At 37.6% G+C, this 23,549-nt stretch carries 20 protein-coding genes; 16 read left to right on the top strand and 4 right to left on the bottom strand.

The window, feature by feature from the left end; translation table 11 throughout:
• Window positions 1-19 precede the first annotated feature (19 nt).
• Window positions 20-835, bottom strand: coding sequence for a 1,4-dihydroxy-2-naphthoyl-CoA synthase (gene menB / locus EKM63_RS08855; protein ID WP_125705800.1), 816 nt, complete (start codon window positions 833-835; stop codon window positions 20-22).
• 25 nt (window positions 836-860) lie between these two features.
• On the opposite strand from menB, the gene EKM63_RS08850 reads away from it, so the two are divergent.
• A complete protein-coding gene (locus EKM63_RS08850) occupies window positions 861-1,235 on the top strand; it encodes a PaaI family thioesterase (protein ID WP_125705798.1) in 375 nt (124 codons plus the stop codon).
• A gap of 6 nt (window positions 1,236-1,241) precedes the next feature.
• Here EKM63_RS08850 and EKM63_RS08845 read toward each other — a convergent pair whose 3' ends face one another.
• The gene (locus EKM63_RS08845) at window positions 1,242-1,769 is read right to left on the bottom strand and encodes a DUF308 domain-containing protein (RefSeq protein WP_125705797.1); all 528 of its coding nucleotides are present in this window, start codon (window positions 1,767-1,769) and stop codon (window positions 1,242-1,244) included.
• A gap of 199 nt (window positions 1,770-1,968) precedes the next feature.
• Between EKM63_RS08845 and EKM63_RS08840 the strand changes: the two genes are divergently transcribed.
• The 3 genes from EKM63_RS08840 (at window position 1,969) to EKM63_RS08830 (ending at window position 6,798) form a co-directional block, all read left to right on the top strand.
• The gene (locus EKM63_RS08840) at window positions 1,969-3,693 is read left to right on the top strand and encodes a pyruvate oxidase (RefSeq protein ID WP_125705795.1); all 1,725 of its coding nucleotides are present in this window, start codon (window positions 1,969-1,971) and stop codon (window positions 3,691-3,693) included.
• A 180-nt stretch (window positions 3,694-3,873) separates the two neighbouring features.
• The gene (locus EKM63_RS08835; RefSeq protein ID WP_125705792.1) at window positions 3,874-5,244 is read left to right on the top strand and encodes an aspartate aminotransferase family protein; all 1,371 of its coding nucleotides are present in this window, start codon (window positions 3,874-3,876) and stop codon (window positions 5,242-5,244) included.
• 45 nt (window positions 5,245-5,289) lie between these two features.
• Complete coding sequence (locus EKM63_RS08830; RefSeq protein WP_125705790.1) at window positions 5,290-6,798, top strand: APC family permease; 1,509 nt, start codon at window positions 5,290-5,292, stop codon at window positions 6,796-6,798.
• Window positions 6,799-7,848: 1,050 nt separating this feature from the next.
• Here EKM63_RS08830 and EKM63_RS08825 read toward each other — a convergent pair.
• Both EKM63_RS08825 and EKM63_RS08820 read right to left on the bottom strand, forming a co-directional pair.
• Window positions 7,849-8,628: a hypothetical protein gene (locus EKM63_RS08825; RefSeq protein ID WP_125705787.1), complete on the bottom strand. Its 780-nt coding sequence runs from the start codon at window positions 8,626-8,628 to the stop codon at window positions 7,849-7,851.
• 137 nt (window positions 8,629-8,765) lie between these two features.
• Window positions 8,766-9,626, bottom strand: a complete 861-nt coding sequence (locus tag EKM63_RS08820) for an outer membrane protein assembly factor BamD (RefSeq protein WP_125705785.1) — start codon at window positions 9,624-9,626, stop codon at window positions 8,766-8,768.
• A gap of 312 nt (window positions 9,627-9,938) precedes the next feature.
• On the opposite strand from EKM63_RS08820, the gene EKM63_RS08815 reads away from it, so the two are divergent.
• The 12 genes from EKM63_RS08815 (at window position 9,939) to EKM63_RS08760 (ending at window position 23,491) form a co-directional block, all read left to right on the top strand.
• On the top strand, window positions 9,939-10,148 hold the full coding sequence (locus EKM63_RS08815; RefSeq protein WP_125705783.1) for a DUF1659 domain-containing protein: 210 nt from the start codon (window positions 9,939-9,941) through the stop codon (window positions 10,146-10,148).
• A gap of 18 nt (window positions 10,149-10,166) precedes the next feature.
• Window positions 10,167-10,379: a DUF2922 domain-containing protein gene (locus EKM63_RS08810; protein ID WP_125705781.1), complete on the top strand. Its 213-nt coding sequence runs from the start codon at window positions 10,167-10,169 to the stop codon at window positions 10,377-10,379.
• A 380-nt stretch (window positions 10,380-10,759) separates the two neighbouring features.
• A complete protein-coding gene (locus EKM63_RS08805; RefSeq protein WP_125705779.1) occupies window positions 10,760-11,107 on the top strand; it encodes a hypothetical protein in 348 nt (115 codons plus the stop codon).
• Between the two features lie 42 nt (window positions 11,108-11,149).
• On the top strand, window positions 11,150-12,562 hold the full coding sequence (locus EKM63_RS08800; protein WP_125705777.1) for a hypothetical protein: 1,413 nt from the start codon (window positions 11,150-11,152) through the stop codon (window positions 12,560-12,562).
• A 228-nt stretch (window positions 12,563-12,790) separates the two neighbouring features.
• Complete coding sequence (locus EKM63_RS08795) at window positions 12,791-14,242, top strand: hypothetical protein (protein ID WP_125705775.1); 1,452 nt, start codon at window positions 12,791-12,793, stop codon at window positions 14,240-14,242.
• A 191-nt stretch (window positions 14,243-14,433) separates the two neighbouring features.
• Complete coding sequence (locus EKM63_RS08790; protein ID WP_125705773.1) at window positions 14,434-15,996, top strand: hypothetical protein; 1,563 nt, start codon at window positions 14,434-14,436, stop codon at window positions 15,994-15,996.
• A gap of 141 nt (window positions 15,997-16,137) precedes the next feature.
• Entirely contained in the window at window positions 16,138-16,803 is a 666-nt protein-coding gene (locus tag EKM63_RS08785; protein ID WP_125705771.1) for a Fic family protein, read from the top strand.
• Window positions 16,804-16,960: 157 nt separating this feature from the next.
• On the top strand, window positions 16,961-18,565 hold the full coding sequence (locus EKM63_RS08780; RefSeq protein WP_125705769.1) for a hypothetical protein: 1,605 nt from the start codon (window positions 16,961-16,963) through the stop codon (window positions 18,563-18,565).
• Between the two features lie 144 nt (window positions 18,566-18,709).
• Complete coding sequence (locus tag EKM63_RS08775) at window positions 18,710-20,308, top strand: hypothetical protein (RefSeq protein ID WP_125705767.1); 1,599 nt, start codon at window positions 18,710-18,712, stop codon at window positions 20,306-20,308.
• A 101-nt stretch (window positions 20,309-20,409) separates the two neighbouring features.
• Window positions 20,410-20,649 (top strand): hypothetical protein, encoded by a 240-nt coding sequence (locus tag EKM63_RS08770; RefSeq protein ID WP_125705765.1) that lies wholly within the window; start codon window positions 20,410-20,412, stop codon window positions 20,647-20,649.
• Between the two features lie 182 nt (window positions 20,650-20,831).
• On the top strand, window positions 20,832-22,883 hold the full coding sequence (locus EKM63_RS08765; protein ID WP_125705763.1) for a glucosaminidase domain-containing protein: 2,052 nt from the start codon (window positions 20,832-20,834) through the stop codon (window positions 22,881-22,883).
• 152 nt (window positions 22,884-23,035) lie between these two features.
• On the top strand, window positions 23,036-23,491 hold the full coding sequence (locus EKM63_RS08760; protein ID WP_164504938.1) for a competence protein ComK: 456 nt from the start codon (window positions 23,036-23,038) through the stop codon (window positions 23,489-23,491).
• Window positions 23,492-23,549 lie beyond the last annotated feature (58 nt).

The following is a 23,549-nucleotide window of genomic DNA, read 5'->3' as shown; positions in this document are numbered from 1 at the left end:
CTAAAATAAACAAGCTATTTTATGGAAATTTAGGGAATTTGTCGAAGTCTGGGTCACGTTTTTCTAGGAAAGCGTCACGGCCTTCTTTTCCTTCATCACTAGTGTAGAACATCATTGTCGAGTCACCAGCAAGTTGTTGCAATCCTGCTAAGCCATCAGTATCAGCGTTCATAGCAGCCTTGATAAAACGGATTGCGGTAGGTGACTTCTTCAAAATCTCGTCGCACCATTCAAGAGTTTCTTTCTCAACGTCAGCTAATGGAACGACTTTGTTGATCCAACCCATTTGGAAAGCTTCATCGGCTGTGTATGGTTTGCAGAGGAACCAAACTTCTTTGGCACGTTTGTGGCCGATAACACGAGCAAGGTAGGCAGAACCGTATCCAGCATCAAATGATCCAACCTTGGGACCAGTTTGCATGAATTTGGCGTTGTCAGCAGCGATAGTCAAATCACATACTAATTGAAGAATGTTTCCGCCACCAACAGACCAGCCACGAACCATCGCAATGACAGGCTTAGGAATAATTCTAATTAAATGTTGTAAGTCCAAAACATTAAGTCTGGCAACATGGTCAGAACCGACGTAACCACCGTTACCACGGACACTTTGGTCGCCACCAGAACAGAATGCGAGGTCGCCTTGACCAGTCAAAATGATGACACCGATAGTTGAATCGTCACGACAGTAATTGAAAGCGTCAATCATTTCTTGTACAGTATCAGGTGTAAAGGCATTTCTTTTTTCGGGACGATTGATAGTGATTTTTGCAACCTTATCCATTCGTTCGAATAAAATCTCTTTGTACTCTTTAATAGATTCCCATTGACTCATAAATAAAAACCTCCGAGGTGTAAAAATGAATTTGTTAGAAAATTTAGGAATAGACGTGATAGATCAAGGAAAGACCCGCGTTGTCCTAAAAATGAAAATTGAAGATAAACATATGCAACCGCATAAAATCATGCATGGCGGCATCAACGCAGTACTCGCCGAGACAGCCGCAAGTATCGGAGCTAATCTCAATATCGATGACGAAAACAGCGTTGCAGTAGGAGTCGATATTATGACTCACCATTTAAACTCCGTGAAAGATGGAGTTCTCGTTACTGAAGCTACTCCAGTCAGAGTTGGTAACACGATCCAAACTTGGACTGTTACGACTCATCTTGAAAATCATGCCATTCCGACAAGCTTGAGTACGGTTACATTGAAAAAAGTAGCTCTGAAATAATTATAGCTATTTTTTACGTGAGTAGATACTTGAATTAACAATTTCGAAAAACGCCAGCACGATCAGTGCGACACCAAACAATTGATATAGGAAGATAATCGTTTTTGACGGATTCAAAATGAAGACTACGCCGGCTAAAATCAGTAATGCTGAGTATAAATAATCCAGCCAGGGCATGAATTTAACTTGCTTACGAGTTTCATGCGAATCACGGAATTGGTTAACTCCATTGACTAACAGGATGATCCCCAAAAGGGGTGGAACTAGTTGTACTAAGAACTTTGCCACCAAAAGGACCAGAACTGCGACAATCAATGCGAGAAATCCAAATCCGATGGCAATGTTACTTTCGCCAGTCTTTCGCTTAATACTCCATCCGTCCCAAAGTGAGAGGATCCCGTAAAAAGCGATATAGGCAGAAACGATGTAGATAATATAATTCAAACTATTTGTTGGTTCGAGGACAATTAATATTCCTGCCGTAGCAAGAAAGATAAACCTCAACCAACGGTAAAGTTGGAACTGCTTGACCATTATTTCACTTCCCCTAAATATTCATATATCTATAATATCAGATATCACATGAAAATATTTCTTATTTAAAAGATAGAATTTTCACAATGGTATAAATTTCAGCAAACCAGTCCCACCACGAAATAACTTAATCAGAATTCTTTTATTGTGAAATAAAAGTGGTAAAGTATATAGTGTTTATAGAAATAGGAGGCACATTATGAAAGTACGCGCATCTGATAAGATGGTTGATATTATGTCCAAATGGGGCATAGATAATATTTTTGGTTTACCCGGGGATTCCGTTGATACAACGATTGACGCAATGTATCGCGCTCAAAACAAAATTAACTTCACACATGTTTTGCATGAAGAGGTGGCTGCATTATCAGCTGCCGCACACGCTAAATTGACAGGCGAAATCAGTGCTTGTTTATCAATTGGTGGTCCTGGTGCCATTCACTTGTTGAACGGTTTGTATGATGCCAAGATGGATCATGCTCCAGTTCTTGCAATTCTAGGTTCAGTTCAATCAAAATTGATCAATACTGACTTTTTCCAAGAAGTTGACACTCATGTTTTGTTCGATAATGTTGCGGTTTATAATAAGATCGTTATGGATCCTCAATCATTACCAAGAATAGTCGACGAAGCTATTAGAACTGCCATCTCAAAACGAGGTGTTGCCGTACTAACAATTCCTGATGATGTTCCTAATCACATGATCGAAGATAATTACCAACCTAATGTTGATACATTTAAGTTGGAAGATTACAAGATCGACGACGATTCTGTTCAAAAGGCTATGCACTTGATCGAAACACATTCTAACCCAATCATTTTGGCTGGACGTGGTATCGAAACTGCACAAGCAGAAGCCAAAGAATTCGCTGAAAAATACAAGATTCCAGTTATCCAAACTATGCCTGCCAAAGGTTTGATCGACGATGATGCACCATATAATCTTGGTCAACTAGGTAAGTTAGGTACAAAGCCTGCTTTCGAAATGATGAGAAAAGCTGACCTTGTTATTATGCTGGGTACAGATTATCCATATGCACCATATTTGAATAAAAAAGTTGACGCAATTCAAGTCGACAACGATGGTGACAAACTTGGTAAACGTCGTAATGTGACTGTTGCTATCCAAGGTGACACTAAAGTTGTTCTTGAAGAATTCAACAAATTGGGTAAGGCTGTTGAAAGCCGTCCATTCTTCGATACTGCTGAAGCCAAGGCTAAATTATGGCGTAGCTGGCTCAAAGATGTTTACTCAAAAGACCACAAGGGTGTATTGCCTTCATTGATGTTCCACAATATCAGTGATAACGCTCCTGCAGATACAGTTTGGTCAATTGATGTTGGTACATCAACAGCCTTCGGTGCTAGATTTATCGAAGCTAAACATACACAGAAATATACTATCTCAGCTTGGTTAGGTACCATGGGCTGTGCACTTCCTGGTGCTATCGCAAGTAAAATTGCTATGCCAGAACGTCCAGTTTATGCAATCGCCGGTGATGGTGCTTTCTCAATGGTCATGCAAGACTTCGCTACTGCCGTTAAGAATGACTTGCCAATGTTGATGATCGTCTTGAACAACAAGTTGTTGGCTTTCATCGAATACGAACAACAATCAGCTGGTCAACAAAACTTTGGTATTGCTTTGCCTGAGATCGACTTTGCCAAATTTGCTGAAGCTGCTGGTGGTATCGGTGAACGTATCACTACTGACAAGCAATTTAAGGAAGCTATCGACAAGTATCGTATCCCAACACGTCCAACACTTTTGGATGTTGCTGTTACTGATGAAGCTCCACTTCCTGGTAAAATTATGATGGATGAAGCAAAGGGTTATGCTAAATTTGGATTTGACCACTTGAAGGATCAACACTCAATGCCAACACTACCTCCAATGAGAGAAATCATGCGTTCATTCCTCTAAAATAAGTTTTAATTAATATAAATTTAAGAATAGGGCAACCACATTTTCCGTGTGATTGCCCTTTTTGTATGCCTTTTCTAAAACAAATTTGTTACAAATCACTAATTTTCATTGCGTCTAAATTAGAAAAAGATTAAAATATCCTTATTTACCAAAAAAATAACTTAAGGGGGTGTCATTATGGCAGCTAGTAAAGTAGACCATGATTATGTGGAGGCGAAGCGTCTCATTCAACGTGAGAATGAATATTACTCAAGCGCAACACGAATCAATTACTACGATTTAGTAATTGATTCAGCTCATGGTTCGATTTTAAAAGATGTTGATGGGAACGAGTATATCGATCTCCTCGCTTCAGCATCCGCAATCAACGTTGGACATACGAATGAATTGGTGGTCCAAGCGATTAAGGATCAGGCGGAGAAATTGATTCATTACACACCATCGTATTTCCATCATCGGCCAGAACAACAGCTGGCAGAAAAGCTTGCCAAATTGGCACCCGGACCAACTCCAAAAGAAGTTGCATTCGGAAATTCGGGCTCAGACGCAAATGATGCAATTATCAAATACGCCAGAGCTTATACGGATAGACCTTATATTGTTTCATATATGCAGTCTTACCACGGATCAACTTATGGTTCGATAGCATTATCAGGTGTCAGCTTGAATATGACCAGAAAAATGGGACCATTCATGCCTGGCGTCACACACGTTCCATATCCAGATTTGTATCGCCGTCTACCAGGTGAATCTGAGCATGACGTCTCAGTTAGATTTTTCAATGAATTCTTGGAACCATTCAAGTCATACTTGCCTGCAGAAGAGGTCGCATGTGTCTTGATCGAACCCATCCAAGGAGATGGCGGTCTCGTCAAAGCTCCAGAAGAGTATATGCAGATGGTTTACAAGTTCTGTCACGATAATGGAATCTTGTTTGCGGTCGATGAAGTCAATCAAGGAATGGGCAGAACAGGTCACATGTGGGGTATTGAAAATTATCACGATATCGAACCAGACTTGATTTCAGTAGGAAAATCGATTGCTTCTGGAATGCCACTTAGTGCAGTAATCGGGAAACATGATATAATGGAAAGCCTTGGTTCACCAGCACACACATTTACCACAGCAGGAAACCCTGTATGTTGTGCTGCATCGCTTGCCACATTGGAAGTTTTGGACAAAGATAATTTGATTGAAAAGTCCAAAGTTGACGGTGAATATGCTAAAGAACGTTTTGAAGAAATGCAGACACGTCACCCTAATATTGGGGATGTCAGAATGTTTGGACTAAATGGTGGAATCGAATTGGTCAAAGATAAAGAATCAAAAGAGGCTGATCCAGATTTTGCTACCAAAGTTATCTATTATGCATTTGAGCATGGGGTGGTTATTATCACATTGAGAGGAAATATCTTGCGTTTTCAACCACCATTGGTAATTACACGAGACGAATTAGATACCGCTCTAAATGTGCTTGATGATGCTTTTACAGCAGCTGAGAACGGGGAAGTAGTTGTACCAGCTACCGATGAAAAAATCGGCTGGTAATTAAATTAGATGAATATGTTAGTACGTTAAATTGGAGGAGTTTTTATGAGTAGTTTATGGAGTAAGATGTCCCGACGAGAAAGCCCGGGCATCTATGAAGATAAGGATGCGCATTTAAATCGTGTCTTAACAGTTAAGGATTTCTTGGCATTAGGAGTTGGAACCATCGTTTCGACCTCAATTTTCACTTTGCCAGGTGTCGTTGCCGCACAACATGCTGGAGCAGCTGTATCACTGTCATTCTTGGCAGCCGCTATCGTTGCTGGTATGGTGGCTTTCGCATATGCTGAAATGTCATCAGCCATGCCGTTTGCCGGGTCAGCCTATTCATGGATCAACGTTGTCTTTGGAGAATTTTGGGGCTGGATCTCCGGCTGGGCATTACTAGCCGAGTACTTTATTGCCGTCGCGTTCGTTGGATCGGGGCTATCGGCGAATTTCAGAGGACTGATAGCACCAATAGGACTCAAATTTCCCAATGCACTTGCTAATACACTAGGATCACATGGCGGAATTCTTGATATTACTGCCGTTGTCGTTATCGGATTAGTTGCGTTTCTACTATCATATGGAGTTTCCAATGCTGCCCGTGTTGAAAATGTCCTAGTTGTATTGAAAGTTTTAGCCGTACTAACATTTATTGTTGTTGGATTAACAGCAATTCATCCACAAAACTACGTACCATTTATTCCTGAGTATCATGTAAATCCTGACGGATCAGCCTTTGGTGGCTGGCAAGGAATTTACGCCGGAGTTTCAGAAATTTTCTTAGCATATATCGGATTTGATTCAATCGCAGCTAATGCCGCTGAAGCAAAGAATCCTGAGAAGACTATGCCAAGAGGTATCATCGGATCACTTATTATTGCCGTATTACTTTTCGTTGCCGTAGCATTAGTTCTAGTAGGTATGTTCCACTACTCACTATATGCAAATAACGCCGAACCAGTTGGTTGGGCCTTGAGACATGCCGGACACGGAACAGTTGCAAGTATCGTCCAAGCCATTGCCGTTATTGGTATGTTCACTGCCTTGATTGGTATGATGATGGCCGGATCACGTTTGTTATACTCATTCGGACGTGATGGAATGTTATCAGGTTGGTTAGGAAAGTTGAACAAACATAATTTGCCTAATAATGCCTTGATCGTATTGACAGTTGTTGGAATCGTCGTAGGAGCAGTTTGCCCATTCGCCTTTCTAGCACAATTGATTTCCGCAGGTACATTGATCGCCTTTATGTTCGTTTCGTTGGGAATTTACGCCATCAGACCACGTGAAGGAAAAGATATCCCAATGCCAGGCTTCAAAATGCCATTGTACCCAGTATTGCCAGCAGTAGCCTTCTTAGGTGCACTAGCCGTATTCTGGGGACTTGATATTCAAGCCAAGACATATGCCGGAATATGGTTCGCAATTGGCTTAATAATTTACTTTGGTTATGGAATGCGCCATTCTTACTTGAATAAGAAGAACGTGACAGATGTAAAAAAATCTGCTGAAAAAGCCGCTGAGAAGGTCGATGCAGTGGATTATGAAGAAAAAGAAGATTAGATAGATAGTAAATAAGCCGTGACGTAAGTCACGGCTTATTTTTGTATCAGATAAAATAAAAACGTCACTTCAGGGGAGAAGTGACGTTTAATTCTTGAGGGAGGGAGGAATGCTATATTATAAAAAATCATTTATATTTTGGTTTAATTAAGGTTTAGGTCGTAAATAAGATTTCCTTTTCTTATTTACGACTGCAATATATCGCCTAAATGTGAAGAAAGTGTGAACTTGCACTCGGATGGTAATTAAATTTTAACAAGGATCTGATTATTGCTGATATTGCCTATAAATCAGTATTTATAACCGATTAGTATATCGATTTATGTTAATAATTTTTTGAGATATAAATTAATTTTTATCTTTTTTCGATATTGTGGTAGTATATACGTATCGATTAGGGCGAATATCATTTACCTATCGAAAAAAACAAACCAGAGGAGGATTTATACATGTTTAGAACATTAATCGGTACATTGGACAACGTTATCAGTAACTTCAACGATACAATCTGGAGCACACTTAGCAACATCTTCTAGAGATGTCTTCTAATAATGCTTTGAGACCATCGACTTATGTCGGTGGTTTTTTTTATACACAGATCCAAGAATGACAAATAAAATACAAATAATTTAATCAAACCGTTTCCTTATTAAAACGGTAACATGTTCGTAACCTTATCTTAATACTCAGTTCCTCTCATTATGGTAATATTGATTTATCGGATGGGGATGGTAAGTTTTACCTTTCGATAAGAAAGAAATTAGAGGAGGATACAAACATGTTTTCAATTTTATTTGGTCACATTAACAACATCGTAAGTTTTCTTACAGATGGTATTTTCAGTTTACTAGGTCGCTTATTCTAAGCTAACCCTTTAAACTAATTGGCGGAGAATTCAATTTATTGATAGGACTACCACTAATTTGGATGATTAGGATAATTCGCCCGCTCCGTCACTTTTGCTACTGGCATATGCCAGTAGCTTTTTTTTGTTTCTCAGAAATAAAAAAGGATCACATCCATTGATGTAATCCGGTTAGATATTTTTGATTAGTTGAAAGATACATTACCGCTTGCTTCGACCCATTCATCTGTCGAAACTCGATAGTAGGTATTACCTTGTGCGTCAGTAGCTGTTTTGTCAGTATACCAAGCAGTTTCTCCTGCTAAACCACGATTAGATTTCTTACCACTAAGACTAAATAGTGAGTAAACAAATCCGGATGGACCAGCAAGTGATACTGTGTGATGACCAGTTAAATCAGTAACATTTGACAAACCTTTTGTTGTAGAAGTCTCATTTCCAGCAGGTGTTTTACCTGTATTGTTGGTATAAGTTAATGTTTTAGTAGCAATTGTATTGTCACCGTTCTTAACTGTGATCGTGAATGAGAATGAAGCACCATTTCCATGATCGTAAGCATTTTGAACTGATTGTTTTAATGAGTTGCCACTAACATAAATTCTTAATTTTTGAACTTTAGTATCTGATAGTGCCTTTATGGCATCAGAGTTCATTCCTAGATTAATTCCAGCAAAGAATGATGAAAAGTTGACAGGTGCAACACCTTTACCAGATTCTGCCAAGCCTTCAATGGCGTTGAAATCTGTTGTGGCTGGCATTGGATTAGCTTCACTATATATTTGATCAGGTAATCCATTGATAGTATTTGTTAGTGCCGTTGTATGTGCAATAGTATCTGAGGGACTTGGAAATAAGTCACCTAGAACACTAGCTTGAGCGCAATCTGTTGATACGGCACTTGTAATAACAGGTGAAACTGCAAGCAATGTAACCGCCGCGATTCCTGCGATTTTTGTATTTTTCATAGATATCCTCCCATATTTCTAACATAAATGTTTTCATACTCAAGAATATTAGACTTTAAGCTTCAATACAATAAAATAAATAAAAAAAGGCAGAACTCCGTTTGGAATTCTGCCTTCTTGATGTTTAGAATCAATGTTTAGTTTTTAATATCTGAAGCTTTAATAGTAGAACGTCCGTCTTTGGCCGCGTTCTTGATAGCTTTAACAATATCGTTATCGCTCCAAGCAGCAACGTTTTTGACACCTTGATCAGTTAAATCTTGTCTAGCCTTTGTGATGTCACTGTCGGAAATATTCTTTCCATTAACTTTACGTGTCTCAACATCGAAGTCACCTTTGGCAGCAGGATTATTACTGTCTGCTGATGAAGATGAGTTGCTTGATGATGAGTTATTGTCGCTTGATTTGTCATTTGCAGAGTTGCTTGAGTTTGAAGAAGCTGAACCAGATGCATTTTGTGACATCAAGTCAACGGCCTTCTTATAGATATCTGAATAATATTTTCCTTCAATACCTTTAAAGTCGAAGACTGTCTTCAATAAACTCATAGCTGAATCTGTGCTTCCACTGTCGATCATGTCAGAAGCATTTTTGATGTCTTTGTTCAAATCACTTCTATTAGATTTGATTTTCTTAACTTGTTTCAACATATCTTTGGCGCGATCTTTCATTTTAGAACTACCATTTGATTGATCACGTACATCTTCCAAAGTCGATTTTGCTGTTGAAAGGCTGTGCTTGTCCATTAGGTTTTGTGCCTTTACCAAACCCTTGGCTTGTTCCTCGTTAGCTTTTGCGGATTTATCGCTCTTAGCTTCATCGGCAGACTTGTAATACGCAAGTGCTTCAGAATAATTCTTGTTGTTAACAGCACTATTACCATTATCCATAGCTGTGTTGTAAAGATCGCTGTTTCCTCCGTTGGAACTTGAACTACAACCAGCAAGTAATAAAGCTGATGCAGCAATGGTTACTAAAACCGTGATTGATTTTTTCATGTATTACCCTCCAATAAAAGAACTAACTTGTATTATATCATGTCCCATTAGACACAAAAAGAGCAGGCGCGTTGGACGCCTGCTCTTCTTACTAAATTGTAATTCGTAGGAATTGACAAATTAGAACAAACTTCGATGAGAAATTTGTTAGGAACGAGTACCAGTACTTAATATACAACTAATCTTAATATTTTTAAATAGTATTAATAAAGAAATATTTCCGAATCCTTAATTATTTACGTTATTACTTGTGTAAGTTAATTCAGCCGGCTTGAACAAAAGCTTACTAAATCAGGGAATGAGGTAGTTTTGATGGACTGGGAAAAAACATCTATTAGAGTAACAATGGCAAACGATAAAAATTATGAAAAGGGATATATTGTGCGAACTTTTAATAATATTGTCCCAAATCCGACCCAAGAACAAATTAATTTGTTGGGTGAAGCACTGGAATTGATCTCAAAAGGGGATAAATTCCAAAAAGCAGAAGTGGTATTACACAATAAATATATTACACAATAATATTAATAGGAGAATAATATGAAAAAACTACAAATGAGATTCAAAACTGCTGAAGGCAAGAAACGTGATCTTGTGTTAAATTATATTAACGAGGATCTTGAGGAAGCAGTTACACACAGTGCAATGGAAAAAATCGTATCGAGTAAGATTTTTGAGAAAGATACTGTTCAACTTTTTTCAGAAACACTTGGTGCAAAATATGTGGAACGTACTGAAAAGGCTATCTTTTAATCAATTTCGAAAAATTCATCAAATTGTAATATTTCTTTATAAACTGATAATTGAATCGAAAAGGTAACCGCAAAGTGTTGACTCTCAACGTTTACGAGAGTTGACACTTTTTTATTTGTTCACAAAAATTTCACAAAAAATAAAAAAGTATGAATTTATGCTTTCCAAAACATGAAATTTGTTGTAATATTTCCTCGTTGGTATTTAGGTATCGAACATTTACAAATTAATGCAATAATTAGTTTTTTATCCATTACAAATATTATTTCCTATCACGATAATATTTCATAATGTCATTTATATTTGAAAATTAATCATTTGAATGTTAGTTTATAATTGTACTACCTAAGAATTATGAGAATTTTGAGGAGGAATACCACATGAAAAAATCTATTAAATACGCTGGAGTTGCTGCTGCCACATTATTGATGGTTGCACCAGTTGCTGCACCTGCTTTTAACTTGTCAGCACCTACAACTTCAAACACTGCCAAAGCTACTTTTGACAATGCTACTGAAGAGGATGCATACAACGCATTCGATTCAACTTTTAAGGACTACAACAATGCTACAAAGCTTGACTTCACATACGCTGCTGCATTTGCTACTGTAGGTCCACTACAAACAAACAACCGTTACACATACACTGGTCAAAAACTTGACGGTGTTATCAAACCATTGCACCCACAATATCAATCATTCTTGTTTTTGTGGGATGCCACTAAATAAAAAATAAATTCAAAAATTTAGATCCTGGGGAGGATTTTTAAAATGAAGAATAATATTAAATATGCCGGAATTGCTGCAGCTGCTTTACTAGCTGTTGCACCAATCGCAGCACCGGTTTTAACTACAACAAATACACAAGTTGCACAAGCTGCAGATGGTCCAACTTCAGCACAAACTACATCACTTAACAAATATTTCAATATGATGAGCAGTGTATCTTATGATAAGAGCTCTGAAGTATCAACATTTGCTGATGTTATTTCTAATTATGGTAAAAAAGTAGATTACAGTACTCTCTCTGGATACGACTTTATGGGAGATGTAACTGGTGCAAACTTACTTGATAAAGATGCTAAAAACATCACTGACGGTAATTTTACATTTTCTGTTACTGGTTACAAGAATAATAACGTCCAAAAGAACGTTAATGACTTCAAGTTGAGCGTTGGTGATCTTCAAAAAGGCACAGCATCAATGGGTCTTCAAATTACTGCCTTTGACGCAAATGGCAATCAAGTAAATCAAAAAGTTATTACATTTACAAATGCTAACCAAGTTACAGAAGATCCTACTGCTCTTAACTTGTCATACACAGATCCAATGAACGTTGACGTTAACTCATCAACTTCAGCTCCTAAATACTCAACAAGTGTTGATCCTGCTATCGAAGATCAAAACGGAAATGAAGTTGAAATTGCAAGTTCAACTCCTTCAGACACACTTTACACAAACAAAACAGATGCTTTGAATGCAACTAACGAAAATACATTTACTGACTCAACATTTAAGACTGCAGGAAACACATACTATCAAGCAGTTACTGTAACTCTTAAAGATACATTAGTTGGTAATATTGCTACAGGAATGCAATCAGGTAAAGATGGCTACACAATCACATTGAATGGCCAACAAGCAATTGCTTCTAACTATAGCGCAAAAGATAACACACTTACATATGTACGTTCAATCGTTGTTGGTAAAGCTGTTACTGACGGTGACTGGGTAACAACTCCATCTAAAGGTGTTGTAACTGTTAAATCATCACTTGCACATCTATACAACGATGACAACAAGATGACTACACGTTCATTAGCTCCAGCTTCAGGTTGGCAAACAGATTCATACCGTACAAATTCTAAGACGGGTCAAAAACAATGGCACGTATCAACTCATGAATGGGTTAACGATACTGACGTTACATTTGATGACGGTACCGTAACAGGTGACGGTCTTGGTAACTTCCAAAACTTCGATATGAAGATTCTTACATTAGACGGTCCTGCTGGATTTGTTTACACATTGTTCAAGGCTGATGGTACAAATGCTACTCGTGGTTTGGCCGGATTAACAGCATGGCAAACAGACAGATCCGCAACTGATGCAGCCGGAAATACTTACTATCGTGTATCTACTGACGAATGGGTACGTATGGGCAGCGGTGTAACTGTTAAATAGTAAATAGTTTCAATTCCGACTCATAATTCCAACACAAGTATATAAAATATAAACTGAAAGACTCGCATTTATGCGGGCCTTTTTTAGTTAAAACTTCAATTAATCATAAGTTATTATAATTACGTTGATTATTAGAACAAAATTATCTATGCTAGTTTTGTGGAATTATTAATACCACGATATTGGAAATTTTTTTCAACAAAATAAATTTTGAGGAAGGATTTACGAATGAAAAAGAATATCAAATATGCAGGGATTACTGCAGCCGCTTTATTGATGGTTGCTCCTATTGCTGCACCTGTTTTAAATGCTTCAAATGTACAAACTGTTCAAGCCGCATCAGGTAATCTTCAACAAGGTCAACAAGAGGCAACTGACCGTGTCATGGCACTAATGTCTGATAAGGATTTTGCTTCAGCTGATGCTTTTAAGACATCTTTAACAGGCATGACAGAAGCAGGATATAATGCTAAGCAAGGTATCGATACATTTGAAAAAACATCACCTATTAAAGATTCTGAGATTGGTGTAATTATCAGTATCGACCGTAAAACAGTCAACAATGCTGGTGTTACTTTCTCTGTTCAAGCACTTAGCGCAACTGGTACTCCATATAGCTATGCTGACTACTTAACACGTGTTAATGAAGCAACTAGCCAACCTGGAAATGTAATTCTTCAAATCAATGCTTATGATTCTGAGGGGACACAAGTAGCGACTAAGAATGTTACATTCAGTAACAAGAACGTTATCGAACAAGCTCCTACAGCTTTGAACGTAACTTATACTGATCCATTGAATGTTGCTGTTAACTCATCAACATCAGCTCCAAAATACACAACAAGTGTTGACTCAACTGTTCTTGACCAAAACAAGAAGAACATCGCTGTTTCAACTGTAAAACCTTCAGGTAACATCTACACTTCTTCAGCAAGTGCTTTGTTAGATGATGGTAAAACTGACATTCTTAAGTCACAAACGTTTGACCAAGATGGCCAAACTTACTATCAAAAAGTTACATTACTTTTGAACAGAAAAACTGCTGACGTTTCTTCTATCTCAAAAGGTTTTGAAAACGGAACTGCGGGATACGCTATCACATTTAACGGTAAACAAGCAATTGCCGCTAACTACGATCAAGGCGCAAACTCAATTTCATACGTACGTGCAATCCAAGTTGGTAAAACAACTACACCAACACCAGATCCTGGTAATGGCGACTGGACTTCAGCAGCTACTAAAGGTGTTGTAACTGTTAAGACTTCAATCGGTCACTTATACAATGACGATAACAAGCTAACAACACGTTCATTGGGACCTGCTACTGATTGGCAAACAGACCAAGTACGTACAAATACTAAAACTGGTGCCAAACAATATCGTGTTTCAACTCATGAATGGGTAAACGAAGCAGATGTTAACTTTAATGACGGAACTGTAACAGGTGACGGCTTAGGTAACGTCCAAGATCTCGGTGGAATGAAGACACTTTCACTTGATGGACCTGCTGGATTTGTTTACACATTGTTCAAGACAGATGGTACAAACGCAACACGTGGTTTGGCTGGATTGTCATCATGGGCAACTGATAAAAAAGCTTCAGACGCAGCTGGCAACACATACTATCGTGTATCTACAGACGAATGGGTACGTATGGGTAGCGGCGTTACAGTTAAATAGTTTTTTACTTTTAGACTCGCATAATTGCGGGTCTTTTTTTGTTATTGTAAATTTTGTGTAAATTTAAAGTTAAGTTTAACTTAAGGTGATAAAAATTTCGTTGTTGAGACTTCCTAGGTTTTATAAGCTGGTTGTGCGTGCTAACACGCTGGGTACTACTACAAAATATTTATATATCCTGGGAGGATACCATGAAACGAATCAAATATGCAGGCTTGGCAACTGCAACACTTCTGGCCGTGGCACCAGTCGTATTTCAAACTACTACCGTAGATGCAGCAACGAATGTTACCACTAAGGCAGCAATCAATCCGGGAATGTTGAATCCACTTCAATCTGTGGCAGATTTCTGGAACAATTTTTCAAATAAATACTTATCACAGTTTATTCCTATTGATGATGGAAAAGTTCAAAAAGAAGTTCCTAATTTAAAAGGTATGACTTACGACGGAACTACCAATCAATCAAGCATGGAATCCTTAGATGACATGATGGCAACACAATTTAATAAACCAGTAACCTTTGATGTATTAATGAAGACCAACTTGTTAGATCCGATTGCAAGTAAGGGTGCTATGCAAGTACTTAACAGTCCGAATACATCTTCAAAAAACTACTTATATAAAATCACACCAGCCGATAGTGAAACAGAATCTGATTTCCGTTATAAATATGACGAAGTTTCTCGCAAGGGAAATGGTGCTCAAATAACATTTGGCTTACAGGTTATTTATCAAAATCAAAATCCAAAAGCTAAAGATTCTAAAAATGGTAAAGAAATAGTAAGAACTTCAATTACCGTGACAAATAATCGTGCAATCGTTGCTCCAGCAACTGAATTACATGTAAATTTTGACAGTCCATTAAATGTTGAAGTTGGATCAAAAACAGTTGATGCAAAACTTTCAAATACTGTAAACGCTAGTGTTACCAATCAAGATGGAACAATGATGCCATTTTCAGCAGTGCCGGGTGAAATTTACCAAACTGAAGATGGTGCAAGAACTCGTACCGGAAATATTGTAACTAGTTCAACTTTCAATAATAAAGGTGACAAATTCTATCAACCAGTTACGATTTCATTTAAGAATGCTGACGTTGATGTTAATGCGATTTACAATAAGATGGTAAATGACAAGAGCAACTTGATTACATTCAACGGTAATACTGCTACATCAACAAATGTAGATACAACCAACAAAACAATTACATACATTCGTGTAGTTACCGTTGGGGAAGAACCAACTACAATCGATCGTCCAGATGAAGTTAACGATGGTTGGAGTATCAACAATCTGCACGGTGTTGTAACTGTTAAGGGCGAAGCTGGTCCTTTATACAATGATGATAACAAGATTACTTCTCGTTCAATCGATGCGCACACTGGCTGGCAAACAGATAAGTACCGTATCAACAATGAAAGTGGCGAAATTCAATACCGAGTTTCAACACATGAATGGGTAAATTCAGACATGGTCGATTTTGTTCAAACAGAAGCTAACGAAGCAACATCTGAAACTGCTATGACAAACATTACAGATTTACAAGGACATCACGTAATCAGTTTAAGTGGAGCAGACAAAGATAAAGTTTATCCTCTATATAATACAAATGGTAAAAAATTAACACGTAACTTAGGTCAAGGCTCAGCTTGGCAAACAGATAAGCAAGCGACTGATTCAGAGGGAAACACAGTATATCGAGTTTCAACTGATGAATGGGTAAGACTTGAAGCAGGCGTTTCATTTAAATAATTAGATTGTAAAGGATCCTCGAAAGAGGGTTCTTTTTTTGTGTTTGAGTGTACGGTTCCTAAACTTTTGATGTCAAAGTATACAAACCGTAAACTTTTAGTTTAAAATTAAGACATAATACAACAAAAAGGGATGACATTGATGACAAAATATACAGATAAATTCAATTTAACTGAAAAAGAAAATAAATTTGTTGCCAAGAAAAATTTTGTTCAATTAATTCACTCTAATTCTAGATTTGAAGGCGTAAATACTACTCTTCCACAAACTCAAACGATTGTAGATGGGATGAGTGTTGCAGGTGTAAAAATTGAGGATATCCAAGTCATCGTTAATTTAAAACGAGCTTGGGATTATGTTATAACTTCAACCGACTCCTCACCGATTGAAATTGCAAAAAAGATAAATGAAATTGTTGCAAGGGATGATGCACTGATTCCGGGAGAAATCCGTACTGGTAATGTTCAAATTGGTGGCGTTGATTATGAGCCAGTTATCCCAACAGAGAAGCAGCTCAGGAATGATATTGATATGTTTAAAAACAACCAATCGATGTCTTCCACCGAGTCAATCATCCACTTAATGTATTCTATGATGAGAAAACAATATTTTTGGGATGGTAATAAAAGAACCGCAATCCTTTTTGCCAACTATTTAATGATTAGAAATGGCATTGGTGTTTTAAATATCAATGAGAAACAAATGGACGTCTTCAATGAAATGCTTTCTAAATATTATGAGACTGATGATGTCGATGATTTATTGAAGTGGACTTATGAAAACTGTATTTATGGGATAACTAAATAAGGATCCTCGAAAGAGGGTCCTTATTTTGTGGAGTTTAATTTAAGTTTGTATAAAATAAAAATATTTTGATTGAATATAATATCAATTTTATATAATCTGGTATTACGTGGTTCATTTAATGGGGACTACAAATTCAGACATCCTGGGGAGGATATTTATGAAGAAAAATATTAAATACGCTGGTGTTGTGGCTGCTACTTTACTTGCAGTCGCTCCAGTAGCTACAAGTGCTACAACAGTAAATGCTGCTACAACTAACACTGCAACAACCGCAGCTGCAACTAAATTACCAGATTGGCTTACAAAGGGTTGGGATGAACTCAAAGAACAAGCTGATAAAATTATTCCTGGCGTTAAAGACCTCTTGAACAAAATTATGAATCAAGTTGTTAACAAGCCAGAAGAAGGCACTAAAGAAGCAACAGCTACGGATATTGTTAATAAGATTTCTAACCAAACTTATAACAATGATTCTGAGATTCCAACTTTTGATTTTTTAAAAGCTGACAATAATAAAGAGTTTAGTGCTTCGGATTTCTCTGATTTGATGACCCAATTAAAATTGGTTAATGATACTGATGCTGCAACTATTAAAAAAACCGACAATATTACGTACAAAATTTCTGGTGGCGATGACAATGACTTTAACGTACTTGTTGACAACATGGTTAAAAATGGAAATGGCGAATCAGTTTCTGTAACCTTTACTTCATACGATACATCTAAGAGTAAAACTACTGCTATCAACACAAAACAAGTAACATTTACTAACAATAAAACTGTTACAACTGCCGCAAATGGACTAAATGTTCAATTCACTAATCCTATTGCTATCGGACTTAACACAAAAGTGGTTAATCAGAAATTGACTGACAGTGTGACTGCAACAGTTACAAATGAAAGTGGAACTAATGTTGCTTATACATCAGCTTATGTTGATCCTAATTTGTATACTTCTGAAGACGCTGCAAATGCCGGTGGTAAAAGTGGCATAGCTAACACTGGTACAACTTTCACACAAGATGGTGCAAAATATTATCAACGTGTTACTTTGAATTTTGATCCCGAGGTAGTAAATATTGGTAGTATTTATAATTCAATGCAACATGCACGGGGTTCAGAGTTAAACATTAATGGAAATAAAGCCCTTCAATATCAGGTCAATCAAAAAGATGGACTAGCAACTGGTGCAACAACTAACTCAATCACATACGTACGTGAATTAGCCGTCGGTACACAACCTAATGACAATGACAATGACAACAACACAGATACTGATACTGACACAACTCCAGACGAAACATGGAGCATGACACCAAACTCAGGTATTGTTACAGTTAACGGTTCTCTTGCACCATTGCACAACGATGATAACGACGTTACTACTCGTTCATTGGGCGCAAACTCTGCATGGCAAACTGATCAATATCGTGTAAATTCTAAGACTGGTGAAAAACAATATCGTGTTTCATCACATGAATGGGTAAGTTCTGACTATGTTACATTTGGTGGCACAACTTCAAATGGTTCTGGCCTTTCAAATGTATCTGATCTTACAGGACATCACACAATCAGCTTAGCTGGTCCAGACGGATTCGTTTATGCTTTGTTTGGAATTAATGGTGGTCGCTCAAATCGTGGCTTAGCCGGCAATTCAGCATGGTACACTGACAAATCAGCAACAGATTCAGAAGGAAATACATTCTACCGTGTATCAACTGACGAATGGGTACAAGCTGGTTCAGGTGTTACATTTAATTAATACTATTTAGACTCACAGAAATGTGGGTCTATTTTTTTGGATATAATTCAAGTTAAATTTAAATAATCATTGATTAGTATGTGTATATTTAATAAAATCTTAATGAATAGATGTTTTTAAAAAATTACTCTGGGGGATAGGGGAATGAAAAAAACAAAATATGCTGGGATTGCTGTGGCCGTTCTATTGGCGCTAACTCCAGTAACTACCACAACTACCAACGCCGCATCATTGAACGTTGAATCGATCAAGACAACACAGGGAGTGGGGGCAAGTTTGCCTGATTTGTCACAATTAACGAGTCTTTTTGACAAAGTCAAGGATATTGCTGGTCAAATTGGAAACTTTTTTGGGAAAATAGCAGGTGGTAAAGATACAAGTACAACACCGGATTCTCCAAAACCAATGGATATGGCGATTATGGCCGTAAATGCAATTCCAAATAAAATATATTCCAATAATCCATTGCCTGATTTCTCTGATATTGTAAATAGTTATGATTCAACACTGAAATATGATGAGTTACCAGAAAATGTCAAAAATACAATTGATAAAGAAGGTCAATCGACAATAAGTTCTGTAGATTCATTACGATACAAGGTTACAACTGCAAGTCCAGGTGGAACAAAATCCGACTTACAGGCAGATATCAATAATATGGTTAAATATGGTAACGGAAATAGTTTTAGCATTGATCTTATAGTTACGGATTCCGCCCAAAACGACAAATTTATGATAAATAGACAAATTAATTATATAAACAATAGTAAAGATGTTGTCCCTGCTAATAATATGATTATCACATATAAAGATCCCGTTAACGTAAATGTTGGTGATAAGACAGTTGACGTTAAACATACTTCAAGTGCAACAAATGGAACAAGTGTCAAAGATAAGAATGGTAATAATGTTTCGTATATTGCACAACCAAGTGGGAAGTTTTATGCAAACTCTGACGATGCCATCAATGGTAAGAATGAGATCGAAGTTGGACCTACTTTCCAATTGAAAGGTGCATCAGTTTACCAGCCCGTAACTCTAACTTTTGATAAGGCTATAAAAGTTTGGGATATATATTCAAATATGAATCAAAATGGTTCACAAATAATTTCTGTAAATGGTAATAAAATCTATGGAAATGCCGTTCATCCAGAAAACAATTCAATTACCTTCGTACGTCAAATCAAAGTTAATGATCCAAACGAAAAACCAACAACAAAACCTGACACAAACACACCAAATCCAGATACAAACAATCCAAACCCAGATCCTGACTACACAATCGGTGTATGGAAAGAAACTGACCAACCTGGTTATGTAATCACTAACAGCTCGGTTTCTCGTTTAACTAACGACGAAACTAGCGACAGTACTCGTGCTTTGGCTCCAAATACTAACTGGGCTACTGACAAATTCCGTGTCAATACTAAGACTGGTGTCAAACAATATCGTGTTTCTACTCACGAATGGGTAAATGCTTCTGATGTTACTTTCAGAAACTCAACTCCTGGTTTGACTAACTTCACTTCCATCGCTGGTGGCTACGCTACTGTTAAATTGGCTGGTCCTGATGGATTTGTTTACGATCTATTTGGCAAAAATGGTAGTCGTGTTCAACGTGGTTTAGCTGGTAATTCTAACTGGGCTACTGACATGACTGCTACTGGCAAAGATGGCAAGACTTACTATCGTGTTTCAACTGACGAGTGGGTCCCTGATGGTGCCGGTGTTACAGTAAAATAACAACAACTTTAAAACTTTACTAAGACTCGTTTGTGCGGGTCTTTTTTTTATGTCTTAATGTATAATGAACAATAACAGAAGTTGTAAAGGGTGGTATAACAATGCTTGAAAATGTACAAGGTATTGTAAAAGTAAATCAAGATGAACGCTATGTTGTTTTCCTATTCGATACTTATGAAGCAAACCGCAAAATGCTACAGGATAAATTCGTTAAAGGTCAATCTTCTTGGTACACAGATGCTAAGGGTACTGGCGAAGATGGAAAAGTTTTCTACCGTATTGCTCAAGATAACGAGTGGATCGAAGCTGAATACGTTGATTTTATTGAAACTAACGATTAATCTACGAATGCAATGTCTGTATTAGGGACGTTGCATTTTTTTCTAAGGCCAAATTTTCCAAAAATTATTAAGATTTTATATGGTAATTGTTTAGATAAAGTTACATTTATCGCGTTATTATTGAAGCTAAAAATAATCCATAGTAGGCTAACTTATAGAATAACAATTGGGGGAAACGAACTATGAATAAAAAATGGGTAGCTTCAACAGCATTCGCAAGTTTCCTTGCTGCTATTGGAGTTTCATCAACCACATCCCACGCCAATGCCGCTGTTTCTACAAATGATAAAGACACAAATAATGGTGATACTGAACAAGATACCAACGCTGAGAACTCAGTTAAGGATCCAACAGTTGCCAGTGTTATGGACGCTCAAGGCGCTCCAGTGACCGAATCATCCATTGCAGAGGCTCCAAGCGCTTCGACAGATACAAATACTCAAGATGACACTTCGGCTGTACAAGGCAGAAGTACAACACCTTACGGAGTAAATGAAAATAATATGCCAACAGATAGCACGACTGCTGAATCAGGAGAAACTGATAGCGCAGTTGAGGCCTTTTCAGCTACTGCTCCAGCTTCTGATGAGACTGCTACAGATAGTTCAAGCACTGCTCAAGCTCCTTCAGAGACTCAAGCACAGGCTAGCGAAGCTCAACAAGCTATTGCTAGTTCACCTGAAACAAATGCCCGCCAATTGCCTACTAACTCTGGTACAGTTCTCGAACGTAGTGCTACTTCAGATGGATCAGTTACACAAGCTGCAACTAATTCACAACAAGACAACTTTATAGCTATGGCTGGTCCAATGGCTCAAAAAGCTGCTGGTGAATATAACTTGTACGCTTCAGTAATGATGGCACAAGCTATCCTAGAAAGTGGCTGGGGTCAATCTGATTTGGCAACTGACGCTAATAACTTGTTTGGTATCAAAGGTGACTACAATGGTGCCTACGTTTCAATGCCAACGAGTGAATGGAGTGCTGATCAAGGTTGGTATCAAATTTATGCCAACTTCAGAAAATATCCAAGTTTCTACGAATCATTCTTGGATAATGGTGACAAGTTACGTAATGGTTTGCAGTGGAACACAAGCTATTACAGTGGTACATGGAAAGAGAATACTTCTTCATATAAAGATGCGACAGCTTGGTTACAAGGCAGATATGCTACTGCACCAAACTATGCCTCATCATTAAATAATATAATCGCACAATACAATTTAACTAGATTTGATACAGATACTGGTTCAACTGATAATGGTAATTCAGGTTCAGGTGATACTAATGACGGTAACGTTGGTGTCGTCAATGGTGTACAAACTAGCGTGAAAGATGTCGCAGTGGTTACTAACCTCGACAATGCGCAAATTTATGACAGTGCCTTTATCGACAGACCTTCAGCTCGCGCTTTAGGTTACGGTACAGCTTGGAAAGTTGTTTCCAAAGTTGTTGATCCTAGTGGAAATGTTTTCTACCAGGTATCAAATAGTGAATATGTTTTAGCAACAGATATCCAACTTCAATCAGAAGGTGGAACTGAGACTCAACCTCCACAGCCAATTGATGACACGTTGGTCGTTACAAGCGATGCAGGTGCAGTCGTTTATAGTGCTGCTAATAGCAATTCACCTACAAGCAAGATTTTGCCATATTCTTCTGAATGGAAGACTAAGGCTTATATCTTGGATGAAAAAGGTAACAAGTTCTTTGTCGTTGGAAAAGATGCTTATGTTGCCGCTGCTGATGTTGTTCAAAAATCAGAAATGCCTGATACTGACGATTCAGCTGAAGATGTTGTGGTAAATTATCCTGATATCTTACGTGTAACTGCTACTCCAAGTGCGAAACTTTATAATGCAAAACATAATTTATTGACTATGAGTTTGGTTAACGGAACTGATTGGAGAACCGATAAAAAATCAACTCATTCAGATGGGTCTGTTTGGTATAGAGTTTCAACTGATCAATGGGTAAATGCCAACGATGTGCAAGTACTCGGATCAAACTACATCAAGACTGTTGAAGGTACTGTAAAAATCAATTACATTCCTGGATATGGTGTTAATGTTTACAATAGTCCAGCCGCAAACAACAAGTTTATCGGAACCCGTTTAGCAGATGGTACTACTTGGAAAGTTACTTCAAAACAAATCGTTGATGGTCAAACTTGGTATGAAGTACCAGCTGGCTGGGTCAACGGAAAATATTGTTTATTTACACCTACAAACTAATAGTTTCTTTGAGCCGTTCCCGAATGGGAACGGTTTTTTTGTTATTTAAAAACGTGGGGTTATGGCAGAAGAATCAAATACAGGAGGTTAAAGAAATTACTAATTATAAAATTTTCAATCAATTTGAAGGGCAATGTCTGGATAGAGAATACTTGATCAAGAATATCGAGTGCCTTTATCTGCATGAGACTTTTGAAATTGATGAGAAGATGATTGCCGTTATTTCCCTAGATAAGAAATACGCTCAATATGGCCGTTCGATAATTATCCATGCTGAGCAAGGTGTCTTCTTGATTGATAGAACTACGAAGCAATTGATGAACACTTTCAACAAAATAAACCGTGGAGGAATTTTATACTCAAAAGTTGTGGCTGAAATTTCATTGATCAAGAGGAATATTCCATTGGTCAATGGCACCACACTTTACATGCCCATGACAGGGAGTTCCAAGTTCAGTGCTGATTGGATTGGTCTTCATATGATTGAAGAATTCAAACAGACACAAAAAATCGCCAATTTCACAACGATATTTGGCGAAAAGATCAATCTGGATTTTCCACAAGGGAATTTAAGTGGAAGATTACATGATGCTTGTTACTTTAGTTAGTTTCATATAGATGCCTGGATCATTTCAACTGAATCCATGCACGGAACGGCTGTGTTTT

This window comes from Companilactobacillus mishanensis (genome assembly GCF_003946505.1).
In the GTDB taxonomy this organism is placed as follows: domain Bacteria; phylum Bacillota; class Bacilli; order Lactobacillales; family Lactobacillaceae; genus Companilactobacillus; species Companilactobacillus mishanensis.
Note: the sequence above shows the minus strand (reverse complement) of the source record. Positions and strands in the feature narration are given on the sequence as shown.